General features: G+C 67.6%; 23 protein-coding genes. 11 read left to right on the forward strand and 12 right to left on the reverse strand.

Going from position 1 to position 21517, the window contains the following annotated elements:
- Positions 1 to 7 precede the first annotated feature (7 nt).
- Together trpS and V2B31_RS14745 are read left to right on the forward strand one after the other, a co-directional pair.
- On the forward strand, positions 8 to 1012 hold the full coding sequence (trpS, locus tag V2B31_RS14740; RefSeq protein ID WP_328279808.1) for a tryptophan--tRNA ligase: 1005 nt from the start codon (positions 8 to 10) through the stop codon (positions 1010 to 1012).
- Between the two features lie 161 nt (positions 1013 to 1173).
- Positions 1174 to 1842, forward strand: coding sequence for a DUF4136 domain-containing protein (locus tag V2B31_RS14745; RefSeq protein WP_328279811.1), 669 nt, complete (start codon positions 1174 to 1176; stop codon positions 1840 to 1842).
- A 35-nt stretch (positions 1843 to 1877) separates the two neighbouring features.
- On the opposite strand, the gene V2B31_RS14750 is transcribed toward V2B31_RS14745, so the two are convergent.
- The 7 genes from V2B31_RS14750 to V2B31_RS14780 all read right to left on the reverse strand — a co-directional run bounded on the left by V2B31_RS14750 (position 1878) and on the right by V2B31_RS14780 (position 9134).
- Positions 1878 to 2942: a class I SAM-dependent methyltransferase gene (locus tag V2B31_RS14750; protein WP_422247660.1), complete on the reverse strand. Its 1065-nt coding sequence runs from the start codon at positions 2940 to 2942 to the stop codon at positions 1878 to 1880.
- A complete protein-coding gene (lgt, locus tag V2B31_RS14755) occupies positions 2932 to 3798 on the reverse strand; it encodes a prolipoprotein diacylglyceryl transferase (protein WP_328279813.1) in 867 nt (288 codons plus the stop codon). The genes V2B31_RS14750 and lgt overlap by 11 nt, the downstream gene beginning before the upstream one ends.
- Positions 3799 to 3877: 79 nt before the next feature.
- Positions 3878 to 4396, reverse strand: a complete 519-nt coding sequence (locus tag V2B31_RS14760; protein ID WP_328279817.1) for a sterol desaturase family protein — start codon at positions 4394 to 4396, stop codon at positions 3878 to 3880.
- 44 nt (positions 4397 to 4440) lie between these two features.
- Entirely contained in the window at positions 4441 to 5697 is a 1257-nt protein-coding gene (locus V2B31_RS14765) for a mechanosensitive ion channel family protein (RefSeq protein WP_328279820.1), read from the reverse strand.
- Complete coding sequence (gene metC / locus V2B31_RS14770) at positions 5698 to 6927, reverse strand: cystathionine beta-lyase (RefSeq protein WP_328279822.1); 1230 nt, start codon at positions 6925 to 6927, stop codon at positions 5698 to 5700.
- The gene (locus V2B31_RS14775; RefSeq protein WP_328279824.1) at positions 6924 to 7769 is read right to left on the reverse strand and encodes a sulfurtransferase; all 846 of its coding nucleotides are present in this window, start codon (positions 7767 to 7769) and stop codon (positions 6924 to 6926) included. Before V2B31_RS14775 ends, metC begins: the two co-directional genes overlap by 4 nt.
- A 153-nt stretch (positions 7770 to 7922) precedes the next feature.
- A complete protein-coding gene (locus V2B31_RS14780) occupies positions 7923 to 9134 on the reverse strand; it encodes a hypothetical protein (protein ID WP_328279826.1) in 1212 nt (403 codons plus the stop codon).
- 98 nt (positions 9135 to 9232) lie between these two features.
- Between V2B31_RS14780 and queF the strand changes: the two genes are divergently transcribed.
- Entirely contained in the window at positions 9233 to 9694 is a 462-nt protein-coding gene (gene queF / locus V2B31_RS14785) for a preQ(1) synthase (protein ID WP_328279828.1), read from the forward strand.
- Positions 9695 to 9762: 68 nt separating this feature from the next.
- Here queF and V2B31_RS14790 read toward each other — a convergent pair whose 3' ends face one another.
- On the reverse strand, positions 9763 to 10503 hold the full coding sequence (locus tag V2B31_RS14790) for a hypothetical protein (protein WP_328279830.1): 741 nt from the start codon (positions 10501 to 10503) through the stop codon (positions 9763 to 9765).
- 157 nt (positions 10504 to 10660) lie between these two features.
- On the opposite strand from V2B31_RS14790, the gene V2B31_RS14795 reads away from it, so the two are divergent.
- Positions 10661 to 10882: a hypothetical protein gene (locus tag V2B31_RS14795; protein WP_328279874.1), complete on the forward strand. Its 222-nt coding sequence runs from the start codon at positions 10661 to 10663 to the stop codon at positions 10880 to 10882.
- Entirely contained in the window at positions 10879 to 11781 is a 903-nt protein-coding gene (rarD, locus tag V2B31_RS14800) for an EamA family transporter RarD (protein ID WP_328279876.1), read from the forward strand. Before V2B31_RS14795 ends, rarD begins: the two co-directional genes overlap by 4 nt.
- Here rarD and V2B31_RS14805 read toward each other — a convergent pair.
- Positions 11778 to 13109 carry a dihydroorotase gene (locus tag V2B31_RS14805; protein WP_328279832.1) on the reverse strand — a complete coding sequence of 444 codons (1332 nt, stop codon included), beginning with the start codon at positions 13107 to 13109 and terminating at the stop codon, positions 11778 to 11780. The two genes, rarD and V2B31_RS14805, sit on opposite strands and share 4 nt — an antisense overlap.
- 153 nt (positions 13110 to 13262) lie before the next feature.
- Between V2B31_RS14805 and ygfZ the strand changes: the two genes are divergently transcribed.
- Positions 13263 to 14000 carry a CAF17-like 4Fe-4S cluster assembly/insertion protein YgfZ gene (gene ygfZ / locus V2B31_RS14810; protein WP_328279834.1) on the forward strand — a complete coding sequence of 246 codons (738 nt, stop codon included), beginning with the start codon at positions 13263 to 13265 and terminating at the stop codon, positions 13998 to 14000.
- Entirely contained in the window at positions 13997 to 14743 is a 747-nt protein-coding gene (locus tag V2B31_RS14815) for a glutaminyl-peptide cyclotransferase (protein WP_328279836.1), read from the forward strand. Before ygfZ ends, V2B31_RS14815 begins: the two co-directional genes overlap by 4 nt.
- A gap of 29 nt (positions 14744 to 14772) precedes the next feature.
- On the opposite strand, the gene V2B31_RS14820 is transcribed toward V2B31_RS14815, so the two are convergent.
- Positions 14773 to 15606 (reverse strand): alpha/beta fold hydrolase, encoded by an 834-nt coding sequence (locus V2B31_RS14820; RefSeq protein WP_328279838.1) that lies wholly within the window; start codon positions 15604 to 15606, stop codon positions 14773 to 14775.
- A 176-nt stretch (positions 15607 to 15782) separates the two neighbouring features.
- On the opposite strand from V2B31_RS14820, the gene V2B31_RS14825 reads away from it, so the two are divergent.
- The 4 genes from V2B31_RS14825 to V2B31_RS14840 all read left to right on the forward strand — a co-directional run bounded on the left by V2B31_RS14825 (position 15783) and on the right by V2B31_RS14840 (position 20396).
- Positions 15783 to 16919 (forward strand): serine hydrolase, encoded by a 1137-nt coding sequence (locus tag V2B31_RS14825; RefSeq protein ID WP_328279840.1) that lies wholly within the window; start codon positions 15783 to 15785, stop codon positions 16917 to 16919.
- Between the two features lie 41 nt (positions 16920 to 16960).
- Positions 16961 to 19747 (forward strand): DNA polymerase I, encoded by a 2787-nt coding sequence (gene polA, locus V2B31_RS14830; protein ID WP_328279842.1) that lies wholly within the window; start codon positions 16961 to 16963, stop codon positions 19745 to 19747.
- Entirely contained in the window at positions 19747 to 20040 is a 294-nt protein-coding gene (locus tag V2B31_RS14835; protein ID WP_328279844.1) for a hypothetical protein, read from the forward strand. The genes polA and V2B31_RS14835 overlap by 1 nt, the downstream gene beginning before the upstream one ends.
- A 62-nt stretch (positions 20041 to 20102) precedes the next feature.
- Positions 20103 to 20396, forward strand: coding sequence for a GIY-YIG nuclease family protein (locus V2B31_RS14840; RefSeq protein WP_328279846.1), 294 nt, complete (start codon positions 20103 to 20105; stop codon positions 20394 to 20396).
- A gap of 115 nt (positions 20397 to 20511) precedes the next feature.
- Here the strand turns inward: V2B31_RS14840 and V2B31_RS14845 are convergent, their stop codons facing one another.
- Positions 20512 to 20796 carry a TFIIB-type zinc ribbon-containing protein gene (locus V2B31_RS14845; RefSeq protein ID WP_328279878.1) on the reverse strand — a complete coding sequence of 95 codons (285 nt, stop codon included), beginning with the start codon at positions 20794 to 20796 and terminating at the stop codon, positions 20512 to 20514.
- Entirely contained in the window at positions 20796 to 21488 is a 693-nt protein-coding gene (locus tag V2B31_RS14850; protein WP_328279879.1) for a Bax inhibitor-1/YccA family protein, read from the reverse strand. Before V2B31_RS14850 ends, V2B31_RS14845 begins: the two co-directional genes overlap by 1 nt.
- Positions 21489 to 21517: the final 29 nt, after the last annotated feature.

A 21517-nucleotide genomic window follows, 5' to 3' on the forward strand; every position in this document is an offset into this window, starting at 1 on the left:
TCACATCATGCGCGTCCTTTCCGGCATCCAGCCGACCGGCAATCTGCATCTGGGCAATTATCTGGGCGCGATCCGCAACTGGGTGCGGATGCAGGACGAGATGACCGGCGATGCGCAATGCTTCTTCTTCCTCGCCGACATGCACTCGATCACCGTGCATGAAGGGCGGGAGGCGCGCATCCGCAACGTGCGCGATATGGCCGCCGCGCTGGTGGCGGCGGGGATCGACCCGGACCGCTCCGTCCTCTTCAACCAGGCGCGGGTGCCCGCCCATGCCGAGCTGTGCTGGCTGCTGAACGGCACCGCGCGGATCGGCTGGCTCAACCGCATGACCCAGTTCAAGGACAAGGCGGGCAAGGACCGCGAGGGCGCATCGGTCGGGCTGTTCGTCTATCCGGTGCTGCAAGCAGCCGACATCCTCGCCTATCAAGCGACCCATGTCCCGGTGGGCGAGGACCAGAAGCAGCATCTGGAGCTGGCGCGCGACATTGCGGCAAAGTTCAACACCGATTTCGGCGTCGATCTCTTCACCCTGCCCGACCCGATCATCCCCAAGGAATCGGCGCGGATCATGTCCTTGCGCGACGGCACGGCGAAAATGTCCAAATCCGATCCGTCGGACATGAGCCGCATCAACCTGACCGACGATGACGACGCGATCATGGCGAAGGTGCGAAAGGCCAAGACCGATCCCGAGCCGCTGCCGGAAACGGCCGAAGGTCTGGCGGGACGGCCGGAGGCGGGCAATCTCGTCGGCATCTTCGCCACCTTGTCCGGCGCGACCGCCGACGCCGTCTGCGCCGATTTCGCGGGCAAGGGTTTCGGCGCGTTCAAGCCGGCGCTGGGCGAGCTGCTGGTCGAGACGCTGCGCCCGATCCGCGAACGCTTCCTGGAGCTGCGGACCGACGACGCCGCGCTCGACGCGATCCTCGACAAAGGCGCGGCCAAGGCGGCGGCGGCGGCGGAACCGACCCTGCGCGCAGCCTATGACGCGATGGGACTGATGCGATAAAAGACCTACGGCTTTGCCCGTTCCGCGCCGTCTCTCGTCTGACGGAACATGGTTTGCGCCCGTTCGGTCGGTTCGCGCGTTCAATCGATGTTCAGTTGCGTTTTGCTAGGGCACGGCGCAGAAGATCAGCAGGCATCTGGCCTGATACAGGACGTGAAAAAATGAGCCGCTTCAAGAAAATCGGTCTGGTCGCAGCGCCCGCTCTGGCGCTGATGGCGCTGTCGGGCTGCGCCACCGGGTTCAAGGCCGACGTCGCCCGGTTCCAGCAGCTCCCCGCCCCGGCGGGACAGAGCTTCACTATCGTTGCCGACGATCCGCGTCTGGCGGGCGGTCTGGAGTTCGCCCATTATGCCGAGCTGGTCGGTCAGCGCCTCAGTCAGACGGGCTATGTCGCGGCGAGCGATCCGGCGCGCGCCGACCTGATCGTTCGCGTCGCCTATGATGTCGACAATGGCCGCGAAAAGGTGCGCTCGACCGGCTTTGCCGGTGGCGGCTTCGGCCCCGGCTGGGGTCCGGGCTGGGGCGGCCGCTTCGGCTATGGCGGCTATTGGGGCCGGCCGTGGGGCTATGGCTTCTACGACCCCTGGCTGTTCGGCGGGCCGGGCTACAACGACGTGTCGAGCTACACCGTCTATACCAGCGACCTCAGCCTCAAGATCGATCGCGCCGCCGACAATCGCCGTCTGTTCGAGGGCAAGGCGCAGGCCCAGTCGCTGTCGAACAAGCTCACCTATCTGGTGCCGAACCTGATCGACGCGATGTTCGTGAACTTCCCCGGCCAGAATGGCGAAAGCGTGAAGATCACCCTGCCGCCCGAAAAACGCGGCTGAGCCGGTCGCCCGTCCCGCAAGGGGCGGGCAAGGCCTTACCCGTCGAACCCCGCCGGGTCAGCCCAGTCGGGCTGAGTCCAGGCCATCACCTTGAACAGGGTGCCCATGGCGTCCGCGTCGGTCAGGCGCGCGCGGGCGGCCTCCACCTCGACGGCGCGGGCCGGGCTGGTCTGCGCCAGTTGCGCCGCGCGGGCGTCAATGCCGAGGCGGCGGAGATAGGCGCCCTGCTCCACCGGGCCATAGACGCGCAAGCCCGCCTGACGCGCCATATTGCCGAGCACCGTAAAGTCGACATGGGTGGTAAGGTCCACCTCACCCGGATCGGCGAACGGATCGGCGAACTTGTGCGCCTTCACCGCCTGGAGCGTGTCGCCGAAGGCCGGGCCTTCATAGCCATAGTCGATCAGGATCGCCGCCCCGCCCTGCCGCGCGATCCGCTGGGCGAGCGCATAGGCGATCCCTGCGCCGACGATCGGCACCTCCAGGATCGCGCCGTCCTCTCCCTGGCCCGCGATCGGCGGCAGGCCCGATTCGATGCGGCGGTAGCCGGGTACGGCCATGAAGCGCCCCTCCGCCTCGCGCCGGATCACCACCCGCTCGCGCCATTCGTCGCCGACGCGGATGCACTGGCGGACCGGCAGGGCGTCGAAAAATTCGTTGGCGACGACCAGCAGCGGCCCCTTGTCGGGCAGGCCGTCGACGCTGTCATGATGGATGACATGGGGCAGCAGCGCCTTCTGCCGGTCGCGCAGGGTGGGGCTGGTTTCGACGAGGTGCAGCTTGGGGGCAAGCGCGGCGCGTTCCATGGCGCGGAGCGCGTCCGCAGCGAGCGTGCCGCGCCCCGGCCCCAGTTCGACATAGGCGGGATCGGGGCGGCGGCCCGACCGGAGCCAGACATCGGCGAGCGCGAGGCCGATCAGTTCGCCGAACATCTGGCTGATTTCAGGCGCGGTGGTGAAATCGCCGTCGGCCCCCAGCGGATCGCGGGTGGCGTAATAATGCTGGTTCGCCTCCCCCATATAATGGCCGACCGAGATCGGCCCGCCCGAGGCGATCTGCCGCGCCAGCCGTTCGGCCAGCGGGGCGGCTTCAGGCGACACTCTGTCCCCCGGCGACGGACTCGACACGCTGGCGGCGGCGCTTGGCGGTGGCGATGAGGTAGAGGCCGCCGACGATCATCGGCACGCACAGCCACTGGCCCATATGGAGGCCGGTCCGGTCGGCGAATTCCATGAGCTGGGCGTCGGCCTCGCGCACATATTCGACACCGAAGCGGAAGACGCCATAGCCGAGCAGGAAGAGGCCGACGAGCTTCCCCGGCTCGTAGCGCGCCTTGGTCCGCCAAAAGGCGTAAGCGAGGATGAGGAAAAGCAGGACGCCCTCGAGCGCTGCTTCATAGAGCTGGCTCGGATGGCGCGGAAACGGCCCGCCGGTGGGGAAGATGATCGCCCAAGGCACGTCGGTTTCCTTGCCCCAAAGCTCCCCGTTCACGAAGTTTGCGAGCCGGCCGAAGAAGAGGCCGAAGGGCACGACGCAGGCGACATAGTCGTGAATGCGCAGCCAATTGAGCTTTTCCTTCCACGCCATGTAGAGGATGCCGAGCGACACGCCGATCGCCCCGCCATGGAAGGACATGCCCCCTTCCCACAGCTTGAAGATGTCGAGCGGGTGGAGGAGGATATCGGGCTTGTAGAAGATCACATAAGCGAGCCGGCCGCCCAGGATGATGCCGAGCGTCGCGTAGAAGATCATGTCGTCGGCATGGCGGCGCGCCATCGGCGACCCGGGCTGCGCCACCAGCTTCAGCAGATACCAGTAGCCGATCAGGATGCCGGCCAGATAGGCGAGGCTGTACCATTTGAGCGCGAAGAAGCCGAGGTTCAGCGCCACGGGATCGAGCCCAAGGTCTTCAAAGCGGATGGCGCCCGAAGCGGCGGCGGCAAGGTCCAGGATCAAATCGGCGTCCCTCCGGGGAATGGGATTGCGCCATAGATCATGCGCGGCGCGATATGAAGGGCGTTTCGGGCGGCGGCGTTCAGCGCGCTTCGACGCTGGCCTGTCCCTGCGGCGCGCGCACGCCTCCGCGGCCGCGGCGGGCGAGTTCCTGCTTGAGTGACGCCGGGCTGGGCGCGACGAGGAAGCCGAAGCTCACCGTGCCGTCCTTCGTCTCCACCGCATGGTGCAGGCGGTGGGCCTGGACGATCCGCTTCATGTAGCGCGAGCGGGCGACGTAGCGGTTCTTCACCCGCTGGTGCACGATGATGTCGTGGAAGCCGAGGTAAATGGCGCCATAGGCCGCAATCCCCGCGCCCATCGCAGTCGCCCAGCCGCCCCAGCCCCATTGCACCCCGCCGAGCAGCAGCAGGATGGAGGGGAGCGCGAAGATGACGAAATAGAGGTCGTTCGCTTCCCAATTGCCGGTGCGCGGGCGATGGTGGCTGGCGTGGAGGAACCACCCCGGCCCGTGCATCACCCAGCGGTGCATGACATAGGCGAACGCCTCCATCGCGGCGACGGTAGCGACGAAGATCAGCAGGAGCGAGACCGGGGGCATGGCGCCTTTATAGGCCGGCGCGGCCGCGAAATCCATGTGTCGGTTCAGCCATGGGGCAAATCGCCCGTACCTGGCGCGGGGTGAAGCACCCGCTGCGGATAGGGGATGGTGACGCCATGGTCGCGGAACAGATGCCAGACGCGGCCCAGAACGTCGGACTTCACATTGCCGACGCCGCCTTCGGGATCGCTGATCCAGACCAGGATGTCATGCTCGATCCGACTTTCGCCAAAGCCGGTCAGCCAGACATTGGGCGCGGGCGAGCGCAGGACGCGGGGGCTGTCCTGCGCCGCCTGGAGCATCAGCGCCTGGGCGAGTTTGAGGTCGCTGTCATAGCCGATGCCGACGGGGATGCGGACGCGGACGTTGCGGTCGGAATAGGACCAGTTCTCCACCTCCTGCGTCATCAGATTTTCGTTCGGGATCAGATGTTCCTTGCCGTCGCGCGTCAGGACGCTGACGGCGCGGACGCCGATCTTGTTCACCCAGCCGAAACTGTCGCCGACGACGATGACGTCGCCCGGCTTGATCGAGCGGTCCATCAGCAGGATGATGCCCGCGATCAGGTTGCCGAAGGTCTTTTGCAGGCCGAAACCGATGGCGAGGCCCAGCGCGCCCGAAAAGACCGCGAAGGCGGTGAGGTCGATCGAGAGGAGGTCGACGCCCACGAAGAAGGCGGTGACGACCATGGCGATCGCGGCGAGCTTCTGCGCCAGCAGCTTCTGCGTCGGGTCGAAGCCCTGCGCTTTCTGGATCGAGCGGCCAACGATGCGGTTGCCCAGGCGCACGGCGGCGAACAGGGCGACGCAGGTGGCGGCGATCGACAGCAGACCGAGCAGAGTCACGCGCCGCTTGCCGAGCGTCACCCCGACCCGGTCGAGCATTTCGCCGACCGGGGCGATGCCGCCGCCGCTGCCCGACACGATCAGGATGAAGAGGATGAGCGCCAGCGGCACGACCGCCCAGCGCGGGATGGCGAGCGCGCGCAGGATATGGGTGGTTGCCAGCGCGACGGCCGCGCCGAGCACTATGCCGATCACCAGATGGCCGAGCGATCCGATCGGCCAGAGCGCCAGCCCAGCGGCCAGCAGCAGCGCCGCCAGCCCATGGCGCAGCACGGCGCGGACATGGCCGGCAAGCGCCTCCCCCAGCGGCGGCAGCGCTTGGGCGAGGCGCGGCGCGGCGATGCGGGCGATACCCCAGGCGGCGGCGTAGAGGATGAGGGCGACCGCCAGCGCCAGCAGCGGCTGCACCAGTTCAGGGTCGCCGGGCAGACGACCCAAGAGGCCGGGCAGACCCACTCAGCCGCCGTCCCGCGCGGCGCGAAAGCGGGCGAGGCCGGCGGCGAGATCGGCGATGAGGTCGGCGGGGTCTTCCAGGCCGATATGGAGGCGGATGGCCGGGCCTTCCGCCTTCCAACTGGTGGCGCTGCGGTAGCGGGCGGGATCGATCGGCAGGGCGAGGCTCTCGAAGCCGCCCCAGCTATAGCCGATGCCGAAATGGGCGAGCCCGTCGATCAGCGCGGCGCGGGCCGCTTCGTCGCCGCCCTTCAAGACAAAGGTGAAGAGGCCGGTCGAGCCGCTGAAATCGCGCGCCCAATAGGCATGACCGGGGCAATCGGGCAGCGCCGGATGGAGGACGCGAGCGACCTCCGGCTGGTCCTTGAGCCAATGCGCCACAGCGAGCGCGCCCGCCTGATGCTGGGCGAGGCGGACGCCGAGGGTGCGCAGGCCGCGCGCGGCGAGCCAGGCGTCGTCAGGGCTGACCATCTGGCCGAAGAGATAGGCGGTCTGGCGGATTGTCGCGAACCAGTCGGCGTTGGCGGTGACGCTGCCCATCATCACGTCGCTGTGGCCGACGATATATTTGGTGCAGGCGAGGATCGAAATGTCGACGCCGTGGGGCAAAGCCGGGAAATAGAGCGGCGTCGCCCAGCTATTGTCCATGAGGGTCACGATGCCGTTCGCCCTTGCCCAGGCGGTCAGCGCGGGCACATCCTGCACCTCGAAGGTCAGGCTGCCGGGGCTTTCGAGGAACAGCGCGCGGACGCGGCGACCGTCAAGTGGAACAGCGAGTGGGACAGCTGTGGGGACATAAAATATCGTTTCGATACCGTAACTATCCAGGATTTGCTTGCAAAAGGCGCGGGTCGGATCATAGGCGCTGTCCACCATCAAAAGCGTGTCGCCAGGCTTTAAAACCGCCATCAGCGCGCAGGCGACCGCCGCCACGCCCGAGGGGAAGAGCATCGTCCCCTCCGCCCCCGGCTCCATCTCCGTGAGCGCGTCGGCGAGGGACCAGGCGGTCGGCGTGCCCTTTCGCCCATAGAAGAGCCGCTCATGGGTGCTGCTGGCGGCGGCTTTGCGCAAATGCGCGACATCGTCGTAGAGGATGGTGGAGGCGCGCCAGACCGGCGGACTGACGATCGCGCCGGGTTGCCCTGGCATCCCCGTCCATTCGGGCTTGCGGCCCGCCTGGGCAAGGCGGGTCAGCGGCTTGCGCTCGTCCCGGTCGGAAGCGTCGTCGCTCATGCGTCCCCTGTGGCCTTGGGCGTGGCGGGGTCGATGCCCCATTCCGACCAGCTGCCGTCATAGAGGGCGACGTCGGTCTTGCCGAGCGATTCGAGGCCGGCGAGCAGGATGGCGGCGGTGACGCCGCTGCCGCAGGTGGTGACGACCGGGCGGTCGAGGTCGATGCCGGCCGATTCGTAGAGGGCGCGCAGTTCGTCTTGCTGCTTCAGGCTGTTGTCGGGGGCGAAGAGCGCGGCATAGGGCAGGTTGCGCGATCCGGGGATGTGGCCCGAGGCCATGCCGGGGCGCGGCTCGGCTTCCGCGCCGGTGAAGCGGCCCGCGCCCCGCGCGTCGAGCAGTTGCGCTGAACCGCTGTCGAGATGGGCGAGAATGTCGCCCTTGGTGCGGACCTGCGCGCGGTCGAGCCGGGCAATGGCTGTGCCGGGGGTTGGCTGCGCTTCGCCGCTTTCCGTGGGCCGGCCCTCCGCCAGCCATTTGGGCATACCGCCGTCGAGGATCGCGGCGGACGCGCCCAGGCCATAGGCGCGCATCATCCACCAGGCGCGCGCGGCGCTGCGGATCGGGCTGTTGTCGTAGAGGATGATGCGGCTGTCCGGGCTGATGCACATCGCCTGCGCGCGCTGGGTCATCATGGCGTCGGGGGGCAGCATGTGCGGCGCGGGATCGTCCGGGTCGGCGAGCGTGTCGAGATCGAGAAAGGCCGCGCCGGGGATATGGGCGGCTTCAAATTCGGCGCGGGCGTCGCGCGGGGTGCCGGGAAGGAACAGGGTCGCGTCGAGGATGACGAGGCCGAGCGCGCCCAGCTGCTCCGCCAGTTCGTCGGTGGTGATGAAGATGGTCATGCCCTGCCTTTGCGCCTTGCGCCAACGAGTGTTGGACTGACGTTTTTGTTCCCCGGCGAAGGCCGGGGTCCAGTCCCACGCTCCGAACTGGACCCCGGCCTGCGCCGGGGAACGGGCATGTAGTAGGATGCCCGGCCGGTGCTGGGAAGGGGGTCAGGCGGGCGTCAGTTCCACAGCGGCGCGGGCAGCGGGGCGGCGATACTGGCGCGGCCCCTGGTCGAGGCGCAGCGGCGCGAGCCGGTCGGTCGGCGGCTCCTGCTCCTGCCCGACGATGAAGGCGCGCGCGGTGCGGCCCTCCCCTAGTGGATCATCCCCCTCCCCGCCCCAGCGATAGGCGGCGTCGAAGGCGGCGATCGGGATGAGCAGGCTGCGCTGGCCCATCTGCACCGGCTGGATCGCGTCGGCGGCAAGGCGCAGCTCGCCGGCCAGAACACGGGTCTCGCCGGGCTCGATGGCGACGCTGTGATGCAGCGGCATCCCCTCGTCGCCGCCGAAAAAGCCCTGGAGCAGCGCCTGCTGCTGCGCGCCGGCATTACCGATGACCCCGCGCACCATGATGTCCTGTGCGGCGGTCTCCCCACGATTGTGGAGGATGAGGCTGTAGGCGACGGTGACGCCGACCAGCGAGAAGCGCGCCTGGGTGATCGCCAAATCCATGTCGAGCCAGGGGCGACCCGTGTCGGGCTCGGGCAGCGTTGGGGGCGGCGGCGACGGGGAGGCGGCTGGCGCTGGTGCTGGCGGCGGTGGCGCGATCGGAGGAGCCGCAGCCTCGGGCGCGGGGCGCGGATCGGGCTGCGAATCATCGACCCGGCGGCGGCGCAGCAGCAGGAGCCCGGCGAGCGCGAGCAGGGCCAGCGCGCCACCGACGATCCAGGGCAGGATGCCGGCTTGCGGCGCGTTCTCGGGCGCTGGCCGGGGCGTGGTGGGCGAAGGCTCTGCCGCATTGGCAGCGGGTGCGGGCGGCGCTTCGACCGGCGCGGTGGCGGGTGGCGGCGCGGCTTCGCTCTGGTTGGCAGGCGCTGCGGGCGCTGGCGTAGCGGTCGGTCGCTCCGCCGGGCGGGTGGCGCGGGACTGCTCGGGCGCCGGGCGGGTCGGAGCGGTCTGCGGAGCGGGCTGCACCGTCGCGGGCGGCGGAGTGACGGTCGGCGTGACGGCGGGTGGAGGCGCGCCCAGCGTTGCCGGCGAATCGCGATAGACGTCGAGTTCCGGCCCCTGCCGATTGGGATTGGGCGCCGGCGCGGTGCTGGCGGGGGGCAGCGAGAAAGTCGGCGCGGGCTGCTGCGTCTCCTGCGCCTGCGCGGCGGCGGAAAGCGCGGCCGGCAGCAGCGGCGCGACGGCGAGCATCAGACAGCGACGAAACCCCATGTCCGTGCCAAGGCACAAGCGGCGCTGAACCGCAAGTGAACAATCGCTTTTCGCCGCCGCCCGATGACATTGGCCGTGCCATCCATTAGATGGCGCGCATGACAGAGCTTCCCATCCCCCCGCTGCATCTGGGCCAGACCAGCGCCCTCCCCGCCTCGCCCGAAGAAGCGGTGCTCGACTATGTGCCCAATCCGCGCCCCGGCAAACCCTATCTGGTGCGCTTCACCGCGCCCGAATTCACCTCGCTCTGCCCGGTGACAGGGCAGCCCGACTTCGCCCATCTGGTGATCGACTATGCGCCGGGCGACACCATCGTCGAATCCAAGTCGCTGAAACTGTTCCTGGGCGCATTCCGCAACCACGCCGCTTTCCATGAGGATTGCACGGTCGGGATCGGCGAGCGGCTGGTTGCCGAGATGAGCCCGCTATGGCTGCGGATCGGCGGCTACTGGTATCCGCGCGGGGGCATACCCATCGACGTGTTCTGGCAATCGGGCGAGCCGCCGGCGGGCCTGTGGCTGCCGCCCCAGGATGTGCCGGGGTATCGCGGGCGGGGGTGAGGCGCTGACAATGCGATTGATTGCGTTCCCCGGCGAAGGCCGGGGAACAGTGATCTAGGGATTGAGAGTCAGCGGCCGTTGTCGGCGATGATATCGACGCTGGTCTTGCCGCCGGGCGCATCGGTCAGCAGGATGAAGTAAGCGCTGCCATCCGCGCCGCGCATGCCGCCGAGCACATGGTCGCCGCCCATGATCTTGTGCTCGCCATCATAGCCAGCGCGACGGGCGAGCGTGTAATAATAGTCGAGCACGCCCTGCTTGGGCGCGGGGGTGACGAAGCTCGCCGCGCGCAGGGTGCAGCCGTCGGCATCCGCGCCGGCCGCTTCGGTCAGCTGCGCGCCGGGATAGAGGGTGAAGGGGTCGGGCAGGCGCTGCGCCCAGTCCATGCCATAGACAAGCTTCTTCGCGCAGCCGGCATTGCCGCTGCCCCGCGCGACCGCGCCCAGCGTGACGGTCGACTCGAGCGCCGCGGCTTCCCGGGCGGCCGGGGCGGCGAGCAGCTTGCCGCCGGCCTGCTTCACCGCCGCTGCCTGCGCCGCCGCCGCGTCGCCGGGCAGCACCGGCACCGCGCCGTTGGCGGGGCGATCGGCGGGGCGCACCGCGTTGCGGTTGGACTGGCCGACCAACTGCGGATCGACCACGATCGGGTCGGCCAGCGCGCCCTTGAGCGCAGGATCGGCGGCATTGTTGGTGAGCTGCGCGTCGAGCGCGGCGAGGCTGGCGTCCTTGTCGCCCTTCCCGCAGGCGGCGAGCGCCAGCGCCAGCGAAACCATGCCCATCGTGCGGGCCACAGACCGGGAAAGCGCCATCCTTCACTCCTTCGTAAACGAGCGATGAAGAACGGAGGTTAATTTTCCGTTAGGAATATTGGTAAATCGCGTGAATTTCCCGCACGATGCCAGTTTGACGATAGTGGCACGCGCCGCATGTCTTGCGATGGCACAGATGCGGGGCCATGTGAAGCCGATGCTGAACCTTCTGTCCATAGCGATCGGCCTCGTCACGCTGATCCTGATGATCCCGGCGGTCTTTCCGCTGCTGGGGGCATTGAACTGGCTGCTGGTGCCGATGGCGCTGGTGGGCGCGCTGGTAGGCCTGATGTCGCGGCACAGGAGCGGGCAGAATTTCTGCCTGCTGGTCGCCGGGTTCGGCGCTTTGCGGCTGTTCCTGGGCGGAGGCATTTTCTGACCGACGCCGCCGCCGAGACGCGCCGGGGCCTGATCGCGGCCGTGATCGCTTATGGTCTGTGGGGCCTGCTGCCGCTCTATTTCCGGCTGCTGCATCATGTCGATCCGACCGAGATCGTGGCGCAGCGGATCATCTGGTCGCTGCTGCTGATCCTTGCGGTCCTGGCGGCGCGGCAGAGCATCGGCCCGTTCATCGCCGCCCTGCGCGAACCGAAGCTGTTGCTGCCGCTGGGGCTGTCGGCGCTGCTGATCGCGGGCAACTGGCTGACCTATGTCTGGGCGGTCAACCAGGGGCATGTGGTCGGCGCGAGCCTAGGCTATTTCCTCAATCCGCTGGTCAATGTGGCGCTGGGCGTTCTGGTGCTCAAGGAAAAGCTGCGGCGGCCGCAGATGATGGCGATCGGGGCGGCGGCCCTGGGCGTCGCGATCCTCGCGGCGTCAGCGGTCACGACCTTGTGGATCAGCCTGACGCTGGCCTTCACCTTCGCCTTTTACGGCCTCATGCGGAAGCTGACGCCGGTCGCGCCGATGACCGGCCTTGGCGTCGAGACTGCTCTGCTCGTGCCCCTCGCCCTCGCCTATCTCTTGTGGGAAGCCCGCCATGGCGGCATCGGCTTCGGCCAGGACGCAGGCACCAGCGCGCTCTTGATCCTGGCGGGCGCGGTGACGACGGTGCCGCTGGTGCTGTTCGCCTTCGCCGCGCAGCGGCTGACGATGGCGATGCTGGGGCTGCTGCAATATCTGGGGCCGACTTTGCAGTTTCTGTGCGGCGTGCTGATCTTCGGCGAAACGCTCAGCACCGGGCAGATGCTGAGCTTCGGCCTGATCTGGGTGGGCCTTATCCTGTTCGCCAGCGACGGCATCGCCAGCGCGCGGCGCAGCCGGCTGGCGACCGCTTAGCCGAACTGAGTCGCCTCGAAGCGGACGGGCTCGCCGATGGCGGCGTCCGCCAGCGCATCCTCCCACATGACGCGGTGGCCGCGTATGATGGTGCCGACCGCCTTGCCGGTCAGGTCCATCCCCTCGAACGGCGACCAGTCGCAGCGCGACGCGAGCCAGTCCTTGCCCACGGTCCAGCGTTTCTTCAAATCGACGACGGTGAAGTCGGCGTCGTAGCCGACCGCGATCCGGCCCTTGCCGGTCAGGCCGAACACGCGCTGAGGCCCCGAAGAGGTGAGTTCGATGAAGCGGCGCAGGGTCAGCCGCCCTTCCGCCACATGGTTGAGCAGCAGCGGCACCAGCGTCTGGACGCCGGGCATCCCGCTGGGCGAAGCGGGATAGGTCTTGGCCTTTTCCTCGATCGTGTGGGGGGCATGATCGCTGCCCAGCACGTCGGGCACGCCCTGGTTCAGCCAGTGCCAGAGGCCATCGCGATGCGCGGCGCTGCGGATCGGCGGGTTCATCTGCGCATAGGTGCCGAGGCGCGGATAGGCGTCCTCTCCGGCGAGCGTCAGATGCTGCGGCGTCACCTCGCAAGTCGCGATGCCCTTGTTCGCGCCGATATATTCCAGCTCGGCCGGCGTGGTGATGTGCAGGATGTGGATGCGGCGGCGGGCCTTGCGCGCAAGCGCGATGATGCGCTTGGTGGCGATCATCGCGCTTTCGTCGTCCCGCCAGACGGGGTGGGAGGCAGGGTCACCTTCGACCCGCAAGTCCTTGCGCGCGTTCATCCGCCCCTCGTCCTCGGCATGGATGGCGACGCGGCGGGTGCCCGACGCCAGCACGCGGGACAGCGCATCGTCGTCATCGACCAGCAGGCTGCCGGTCGAGGCGCCCATGAAGATTTTGACCCCCGATGTGCCGGGGATGCGCTCCAGTTCCCTCAATTGCTCGGCATTGTCCGCTGTCGCGCCGACATAGAAGGCATGGTCGCACCACATCCGGTGGTGCGCACGGGCGAGCTTGTCATGGACGCGCTCGGCCGTGTCGGTGTTGGGATTGGTGTTGGGCATCTCGAACACGGCGGTGATGCCGCCCAGCACCGCGGCGCGGCTGCCCGATTCGAGGTCTTCCTTATGTTCGAGGCCCGGCTCGCGGAAATGCACCTGGCTGTCGATGCAGCCGGGCAGCACGTCGAGGCCGGTGCAGTCAATGACCTCGCCCGCGTCGCCCAAGGCGGTCCCGATCGCGGCGATCTTGCCGCCGGTGACGCCGATATCGGCCTGCTCCGATCCGCCGGGGGTGTGGATGGTGCCGTGCTTGAGGATCAGGTCAAAGGTTTGGGGCATGGGCGGTTTTCCATTCACGGTTCCGTTCGCCCTGAGCGAAGTCGAAGGGCTCTGCCGAACGCAGTGAGGCCTTCGCTCCGCTCAGGCAAGGGCTTCGACTTCGCTCAGCCCGAACGGGTTGGTAATAGGGCGCAACTGTCCTACCTAAAGCCGATGACAGGCACCACCCTCACCGACCGCGCGATCTTGAGAATTTCCGGCGAGGAGGCGCGGCCCTTCCTCCAGGGCTTGCTGACGCGCGACGTGCTGACGCTGGCGGACGGCGCGCCACGCTGGGCCGGGCTGCTGACGCCGCAGGGGAAGGCGTTGTTCGACTTCATATTGTGGGCGGACGGCGGCGATGTGCTGATCGACTGCGAGGCCGCCCAGGCCGACGCGCTGGCGAAGCGGCTGACCCTTTACCGGCTGCGGCGCAAGGTGACGATCGCGCGGGACGAGGCGCTGGCGGTGCATTGGGCTCTGGAGGCGGCGGACAGGCCGCTCGACCCGCGCTTGCCGGCGCTGGGGCATCGGTGGCTTGCGCCGGCGGACGGCGGCGACGCCTCGGCGGCGTTCCGGGTGCATCGGCTGTCGCTCGGCGTGTTCGAGGGCGTGGGCGAGCTGGGGCAGGATGCGGTGCTGTGGCTGGAGGCCAATGCCGAGGAGCTGAACGGCGTCGACTATGACAAGGGCTGCTATGTCGGCCAGGAAAATACCGCGCGGATGCATTATCGCAACAAGGTGAGCCGGCGGCTGGTGGCGGTGCCTGCGGCGGACGCCGACGAGAAAAGGCAGCGGGCGCTGCTGGCGGACTTGGGGCTGTCTATCGAGCTGCGGCGGGTGGAGACGCTGGACCCGGCGACCTTGCCGGGGTGGCTGGCGGCGGCGGTTGCGGGTCAGGCGGCGGAATGAGCCGCCTCCTTCTTGCCGCCGTTGTGCTGATTGGCCTTGCCGCGCCAGCTCGTGCCGACACCCCCTGGACCCTCGTCGCCACCCACCCCCATGATCCCGCCGCCTTCACCGAAGGGCTCTTCTATCTCGACGGCGCGCTTTACGAGAGCACGGGGCTGGAGGGCCAGTCGGACATGCGCAAGGTCGCGCTCAAGACCGGCAAGGTCGAGCAGCGGCGCGTGCTCGACGGACGCTATTTCGGCGAGGGGATCGTCAACTGGAAGGACCGGATCGTCAGCCTCACCTGGCGGCACCGGCAGGGTTTCGTCTGGTCGCTGCGCGATTTCAAGCCGCTCTCCGCCTTCCGCTACGAAGGCGAAGGCTGGGCGCTGACGCAGGACGGGCGGCAGATCATCATGAGCGACGGGACAGCGCAGCTGCGCTTCCTCGACCCCGAAACGCTGGCCGAAACGCGGCGCATCACCGTGACCTGGAACGGGCGGCCGGTCGATCGCCTCAACGAGCTGGAATATGTGAAGGGCGAGGTGTGGGCCAATATCTGGTACGACACCAACATCGCGCGGATTGACCCGGCGACCGGCGCGGTGATCGACTGGATCGACATCGCCCCGCTCCGCAAGGCGGCGGGCGTGACCGACAGCGAGGCGGTGGCGAACGGCATCGCCTATGACGCGGCGAAGGACCGCGTGTTTGTCACCGGCAAATATTGGCCCAAATTGTTCGAGATCAAAGTGGGGCGGTAGCAGGCCGCGCCGGGGACCGATCCCACCCTCTAACCGCCCAGAAACGCCTTCAGCAGCGCGGCGAACCGCGCCGGCTGGTCGCGCATCACCATATGGCCGCTGGGACCGATCGGCCGCAGCGCCGTCCCTTTCTTGCCCGCATAGGCGGTGCGGAAACGGGCGTTGATGGCAGCGTTCATCTGCGCGTCGTCGCCGACTGCATAGACCACCTCCAACGGCACCGAGAGGCGCGGCAGTTGCGGCTCCAGATCGACATTGGCGAGGTCGCGCAGCGCATTGGCGATGACATCGGGGTCGCTCCCCTGCGCGCCGGGCGCCTGCGCCACCATCTGCGCCAGATATCGCCGCCCCGCCGCCGTGCCGGTGAGGTAGCCGCCAAGCTGGTTCGCCAGAAAGCCAAGGCCGCTCGCCGTCCCGCCCACCATCGCCGCGCCGGCGGGCAGCATGTCGACCACCATCACCCGACCGGCCATTTCCTTGAGGCCCAGCATCATCGCCAGCGTGCCGCCCATCGAATGGCCGACGACCGACGGCCGCCGCAGCCCCGCCGCGCCGATATAGCGTGCGATCTCGTCGGCGACCGGCTGCACCACCGCGCCGCTCGCATTGGCCTCCGCGCCAAGGCCCGCAAAGCCGCGCACCTGCACCAGATGGAAGCGATAGGCGGGCAGCGCCGCCACGACTCCGCTCCATGCGCCCGGACCGCTGGCGAGGCCGGGGATCAGCAGCACGTCCGCCCCGCTGCCCCGCACCGTCACCGCAATCCGCCGCGACGCGAAGGGCGCCGCCGCCCGCGCCCCGCCGCTTACACCCAGCGCCGCCACGCCCAGCAGCACCCCCCGCCTGTCGATCCGATATGCCATGCCGCCGCCTTTGCCCGCCCGCCGCTGAATGGGCAATGAGCGAAAAAAGGCTGCGCGATCAGCCGGTTTCATTCCCGCGCCTCCCTCCACCGCATTTGCGGAATCATTCGTCGCATCGCTCTTGCCGCTGGGCCGCCCCCCCGCGCCTTATGGCGGCAGAGAGTGCGGGGTTATAGATGGCATCCAATGAAAACCGGGGCGGGTCCGCGCGCCTCGTCCTGTTGATCGCAGCCCTGTCCGCCTGCGTCAGCGCGCCCGAGCGCCCGGCGGCGCAGGCCGCCGCCGCCGTCCCGCAAAAGCCGCAGCCCACCACCAGCACATGGCCGATCCGCCCGGTCGCCAATCCGCCGCTCCCCTATCAGGACATCGACCAGAATGAGGAGCCGCCCCCGGCCCTCGTCAGCGTTATCCGCAATCTGGGGCAGAGCTTTCAGGGCAAGGTCGGCATCGCCGTCCGCCGCATCGGCGCGCCCTGGACCGTGGCGTGGAACGGCAACGCGCTCTTCCCGCAGCAGAGCGTGTCGAAGCTCTGGGTGTCGATGACCTTCCTCGACGCGGTCGATCGCGGCAAGCTGCGCCTGTTCGACACGACGACGATCACCAGGAACGACCTCACCCTCTTCCACCAGCCCACCGCCGCCCTGGTCGCCAAGGACGGGGCGTGGACCACCAGCTATTCGGACCTCATGCGCCGCGCGATGACGCAGAGCGACAATACCGCGAACGACACGCTGCTCCGCGCCGTCGGCGGCCCCGAAGCGGTGCGCGGCTTCCTCGCCCGCCGCCTCATCCGCGACATCCGCTTCGGCCCCGGCGAGCGGCTGATGCAGTCGGCGACGGCGGGGCTGGACTGGCGGCAGGATTATGCGATCGGCCGCAATTTCTACGCCGCCCGCGCGAAGCTGCCGATGTCGGTCCGGGTCAAGGCGCTCGACAATTATCTCGCCAATCCGCCCGATGGCGCGGCCCCCGCGTCGATTGTGCAGGCGCTCGCGAAACTGAAGCGGAACGAGATGCTCTCGCCCGCCTCCTCGCGGCTGCTGCTCTCGATCATGGAGGAAGCCAAGACCGGGCCGCAGCGGATCAAGGGCGGGGTGCCGGCGGGCTGGTCCTATCTGCACAAGACGGGGACGGGGCAGGATTTGCCGCCGCGCTCGACCGGCTTCAACGACATCGGCATCATGACCGCGCCCGATGGCGTCAGCTATGCGGTCGCGGTGATGATCGGATCGACCACGGTGCCGATCCCCGAACGCTGGGCGCTGATGCAGGCGGTGGCGAAGGCGGTCGTCGCGAACCACGAGACTCGGTAGCGGGGTGGAGGGCGGCGGCCTAACCCGCTATCCCTCCACCCATGACCCAGAATCACCTCTATCTCGTCGACGGCTCGGGCTATATCTTCCGCGCCTATCATCAGCTTCCGCCGCTCACCAACCGGCACGGCCAGCCGGTCGGCGCGGTCTATGGCTATACGACGATGCTGTGGAAGCTGGCCGAGGAACTGGGCCGCGCCGAGGGGCCGACGCACATGGCCGTCGTGCTGGACAAGGGGTCGCACACCTTCCGCAACGACATGTACGACCAGTATAAGGCGCACCGCCCGCCGCCGCCGGAAGACCTGGTGCCCCAATTCCCGATGATCCGCGACGCGACCCGCGCCTTCTCCCTCCCCTGCATCGAGGAAGCCGGTTACGAGGCCGACGACATCATCGCCAGCTATACCAAGGCGGCGGTCGCGCAGGGCTGGCACGTCACCATCGTCAGCTCCGACAAGGACTTGATGCAGCTCATCCAGCCCGGCGTCGATATGTACGACACGATGAAGAATGAGCGGCGCGGCGCGGACTATGTGCTGGCGAAGTTCGGCGTCGGGCCGGAATTGCTGGGCGACGTGCTGGCGCTGATGGGCGACAGCGTGGACAATGTTCCCGGCGTGCCGGGCATCGGCCCCAAGACAGCGGCGAAGCTCATCACCGAATATGGCGGCCTCGAAGCGGCGCTCGACGCCGCGCCGCTGATGAAGAAATCGAAGATGCAGGAAAATCTCATCGCCCATGCCGACATGGCTCGCCTGTCGCGCCGGCTGGTGGCGCTGCACGATCGCATGGACCTGCCCGAACCGCTCGAAGAACTGACGCTCAAGGGCATCCCGAAGGAACCGCTACAGGCGTTCCTCGAACATCATGGCTTCAAGACGCTGCTCGGCCGGCTCGGCGCACCGGCGGCGGCGGTCGCGGTGGCGGCGGCAGCGGCGGCGGCGACCGACGAAGCCGCCCCGCCCCCGCCCGCCTTCGCCGACGAACCCGCGATCGACCGCAGCCTCTATGAGACGGTCGTAACGGAAGAGGCGCTCGACCGCTGGATCGCCGCGGCGACGGCGGAGGGCGTCGTCGCGGTCGACACCGAAACCGACATGCTCGACTGCGCCTCCTGCGGCCTCGTCGGCATCAGCCTCGCCACCGGCCCGAACGCCGCCTGCTACATCCCCGTCGGCCATGGCGGCACCGACATGTTCGCCGAACGGCCCGCGCAACTCGACAAGGCGCTGGTGCTCGCGAAACTCAAAACCCTGCTGGAGGACGACGCTGTCCTCAAGGTCGGGCAGAATCTCAAATATGACCTGACCGTCCTGCGCCGCCACGGCATCGAAGTCGCGCCCTATGACGACACCATCGTCATGAGCTTCGATCTCGACGCCGGGCAGTCCCTCGCCGGGCATGGCATGGACGAGGCGGCGCGGGTCCACCTCAACCACCAGTGCATCAGCTTCAAGGATGTGGTCGGATCGGGCAAGAACCAGATCACCTTTGGCGAAGTCCCGCTCGATCGCGCCACCGAATATGCGGCCGAGGATGCAGATGTGACGCTGCGCCTCTGGCAACGGTTCAAGGCCCGCGTCGCCAACGAAGGCGCGACCCGCGTCTACGAACTGGTCGACCGCCCGCTGGTCGGCGTGATCGCGGGCATGGAGTTCGAAGGGATCAAGGTCGATCGCGAGGCCCTCTCCCGCCTCTCCGCCGAATTCACCGCCGGCATCGCCGCGCTCGAAACCGAAATCCACGAGATCGCCGGCCAGCCCTTCGCCATCGGCTCGACCCAGCAGCTTGGCGCGATCCTGTTCGACAAGATGGGCTACAAGGGCGGCAAGAAGGGCAAGTCCGGCGCCTATTCGACCGACGTCACCATATTGGAGCAGCTGAAGGCGCAGGGCGCGCCGATCGCCGCCAAGATACTGGAATGGCGGCAACTCTCGAAGCTCAAATCCACCTATACCGATGCGCTCCAGGCGCAGATCAACAAGGATACGGGCCGTGTCCACACCAGCTATTCGCTGACCGGCGCGCAGACCGGCCGCCTGTCCTCGACCGATCCCAATCTCCAGAATATCCCGATCCGTACCGAAGTCGGCCGCCAGATCCGCCATGCCTTCGTCGCCGAACCGGGCAACGTCATCCTCGCCGCCGACTATAGCCAGATCGAACTGCGCCTCGCCGCCCATATGGCCGACGTGCCCGCGCTGCGCGACGCCTTCGCCGCCGGCGAGGACATCCACGCCGCCACCGCCGAGCAATTGTTCGGGGAAGTCAACCGCGACACGCGCGGACGGGCCAAGACGATCAACTTCGCCATCCTCTACGGCATATCCCGCTGGGGCCTCGCCGGCCGGCTGGAAATCAGCGCGGACGAGGCGCAGGACATGATCTCCCGCTATTATGAACGCTTCCCCGGCATCAGCGTCTATATCAACGAAACGATCGAGAAGGCGCGGCGGCTGGGTTATACCGAGACGCTGTTCGGCCGGAAGACCTGGTTCCCGCGCATCTCCGCGCCGATCCAGCATGAGCGCCAGGGGGCCGAGCGCGCCGCGATCAACGCGCCCATTCAGGGAACGAGCGCCGACATCATCAAACGCGCGATGGCGCGGATGGGACCGGCGCTGGAAGCGGCCGGCTTGCCGAACGTGAAGATGCTGCTCCAGGTCCATGACGAATTGGTCTTCGAGCTGCCGGAGGGTGACGTGGACGCCGCCAGCGCCGTCATCCGCCGGGTGATGGAGAGCGCCGCCGAACCCCTAGTGAAGCTGAGCGTGCCCTTGGGCGTGGAAATCGGCACAGGGCCGAGTTGGGGCGCGGCGCATTGATGGTAGAGGAGATCGAAGAAGTCGGCATCGACCTCCAGGGCAAAATTTATGTTCGCCCCGCGCGGACCAGCTTTGACCTTATCTATCGTGCTGCAATGGAAGTGCATTGGGATGGATCGCGGCGGCAACTGCAAAGTCCGGTTCCTCGGGCGTGGACTCATGAACAATGGTTTTCGCAAATCTTGGCTGCCGCTGTCGATGAATATGGCATCCGGCTCAAGCTGACGCCGGACACGGCCTGGGTGAACGTGCCCGACGAATTGCGTGCGCATCTGCAAGCGACATCGACTTAAAAAGATAGCCGTCATGCCAGCGCAGGCTGGCATCTCTCTGCCTTCTGCGCCACCTTGGCCCCATGATCGGCGGCTGGGTCTATATCATGACGAACCGCGCCTATGGCGTGCTCTACATCGGCGTGACCTCCAGCCTGCCCCACCGAGCCATGCAACACCGCGAAGGGACCGGGTCGGATTTCTGCCGCCGCTACCGGATCGACCGGCTGGTCTATGCCGAACGCCACGCGACGATCGCGGAAGCCATCGCGCGGGAAAAGGCGATGAAGGCATGGAAGCGCGATTGGAAAGTCCGCCTGATCGAAAGCATCAATCCCAAATGGATCGACCTGTTCGATACGTTGCATCCGGATTGAGGGGCGGACAAGAACAAGAGAGATGCCAGCCTACGCTGGCATGACGGTTAAAGGTTCATTACTCGTCATCCCAGCGAATGCTGGGATCTCACTTCCTTCTTCCTGAACCGCCGGATCAATCGAACAATTCCTCCAGAAAGCTCTTCTTCCGCTTCTTCTGGAAGCTCACGCCATGGTCGTAATGCGCCCGATCCGGGCGATAGCTCGGCGAGGCCACCGGCGGCGCGGGCGCGATCCCGCCCGCCGACCGCTCGATGATCTTGTCCAGTTCGCCCCGATCGAGCCACACGCCCCGGCATTGCGGGCAATAGTCGATCTCCACCCCCTGCCGGTCCGTCATCGCCAAACCGACATGACAGACCGGGCAGAGCATGGCCGAGACTTGCGCGGCGTCCCGCATCACTCGCGCTCGCCGGTCAGGCTGAGCAGCGCCTGGAACAGGTTGACGAAGTTCAAATACAACGACAGCGCGCCCATCACCTGCATCTTCGCCGCCATCTCATGGCCGGCATAGGCGAAATATTCAGACTTGATCCGCTGCACGTCCCATGCGGTGAGGCCGGTGAAGATCACCACCGCCAGCATCGAGACGACCATCGCCACCGCCGACGATCCGATGAAGAGGTTGATAAGCCCCGCCACCAATATGCCGATCAGGCCCATGATGAGGAAGCTGCCCATTTTCGTCAGATCACGCTGGGTGGTATAGCCCCACAGCGCCATGGCGAGGAACATGACCGCCGCCGAGAAGAAGGCCTGCGCTATGCTCGCCCCGGTGAAGACCAGGAACAGGCTCGCCATCGACACGCCCATGACGGCGGAAAAGGCCCAGAAGGCCATGCGCGCGCCGGCCGTCGTCATCTTCTCGATGCGGAAGCTGAAGAAGAAGATGAACGCCAAAGGCGCGAAGATCGCGACCCATTTCAAGGGCGTGCCGAAGATCGCGGCGGCCAGCGCCGGCGTATTGGCGATGGCGAAAGCGACCAGGCCGGTGATGACCAGCCCAACGCCCATGTTGCGGAAAACGCCCAGCATGTGCGCGCGCAGCCCGGCGTCGGTATCGACCGACCGGCTGGCGCCCAGGCCAGGCATACGAACGGGATTATTCACGTCTGTTCACT

Source organism: Sphingobium sp. (genome assembly GCF_036170395.1).
Classification (GTDB): Bacteria; Pseudomonadota; Alphaproteobacteria; order Sphingomonadales; family Sphingomonadaceae; genus Sphingobium.

Bases quoted from the DNA above. Each gene is read 5' to 3' on its own strand.
- trpS (WP_328279808.1), top strand. From the start codon at position 8: ATGCGCGTCCTTTCCGGCATCCAGCCGACCGGCAATCTGCATCTGGGC.
- V2B31_RS14745 (WP_328279811.1), top strand. From the start codon at position 1,174: ATGAGCCGCTTCAAGAAAATCGGTCTGGTCGCAGCGCCCGCTCTGGCG.
- V2B31_RS14760 (WP_328279817.1), bottom strand. From the start codon at position 4,396: ATGCCCCCGGTCTCGCTCCTGCTGATCTTCGTCGCTACCGTCGCCGCG.
- metC (WP_328279822.1), bottom strand. From the start codon at position 6,927: ATGAGCGACGACGCTTCCGACCGGGACGAGCGCAAGCCGCTGACCCGC.
- V2B31_RS14775 (WP_328279824.1), bottom strand. From the start codon at position 7,769: ATGACCATCTTCATCACCACCGACGAACTGGCGGAGCAGCTGGGCGCG.
- V2B31_RS14780 (WP_328279826.1), bottom strand. From the start codon at position 9,134: ATGGGGTTTCGTCGCTGTCTGATGCTCGCCGTCGCGCCGCTGCTGCCG.
- queF (WP_328279828.1), top strand. From the start codon at position 9,233: ATGACAGAGCTTCCCATCCCCCCGCTGCATCTGGGCCAGACCAGCGCC.
- V2B31_RS14790 (WP_328279830.1), bottom strand. From the start codon at position 10,503: ATGGCGCTTTCCCGGTCTGTGGCCCGCACGATGGGCATGGTTTCGCTG.
- V2B31_RS14795 (WP_328279874.1), top strand. From the start codon at position 10,661: ATGCTGAACCTTCTGTCCATAGCGATCGGCCTCGTCACGCTGATCCTG.
- V2B31_RS14805 (WP_328279832.1), bottom strand. From the start codon at position 13,109: ATGCCCCAAACCTTTGACCTGATCCTCAAGCACGGCACCATCCACACC.
- ygfZ (WP_328279834.1), top strand. From the start codon at position 13,263: ATGACAGGCACCACCCTCACCGACCGCGCGATCTTGAGAATTTCCGGC.
- V2B31_RS14815 (WP_328279836.1), top strand. From the start codon at position 13,997: ATGAGCCGCCTCCTTCTTGCCGCCGTTGTGCTGATTGGCCTTGCCGCG.
- V2B31_RS14820 (WP_328279838.1), bottom strand. From the start codon at position 15,606: ATGGCATATCGGATCGACAGGCGGGGGGTGCTGCTGGGCGTGGCGGCG.
- V2B31_RS14825 (WP_328279840.1), top strand. From the start codon at position 15,783: ATGGCATCCAATGAAAACCGGGGCGGGTCCGCGCGCCTCGTCCTGTTG.
- polA (WP_328279842.1), top strand. From the start codon at position 16,961: ATGACCCAGAATCACCTCTATCTCGTCGACGGCTCGGGCTATATCTTC.
- V2B31_RS14835 (WP_328279844.1), top strand. From the start codon at position 19,747: ATGGTAGAGGAGATCGAAGAAGTCGGCATCGACCTCCAGGGCAAAATT.
- V2B31_RS14840 (WP_328279846.1), top strand. From the start codon at position 20,103: ATGATCGGCGGCTGGGTCTATATCATGACGAACCGCGCCTATGGCGTG.
- V2B31_RS14845 (WP_328279878.1), bottom strand. From the start codon at position 20,796: ATGCGGGACGCCGCGCAAGTCTCGGCCATGCTCTGCCCGGTCTGTCAT.
- V2B31_RS14850 (WP_328279879.1), bottom strand. From the start codon at position 21,488: ATGCCTGGCCTGGGCGCCAGCCGGTCGGTCGATACCGACGCCGGGCTG.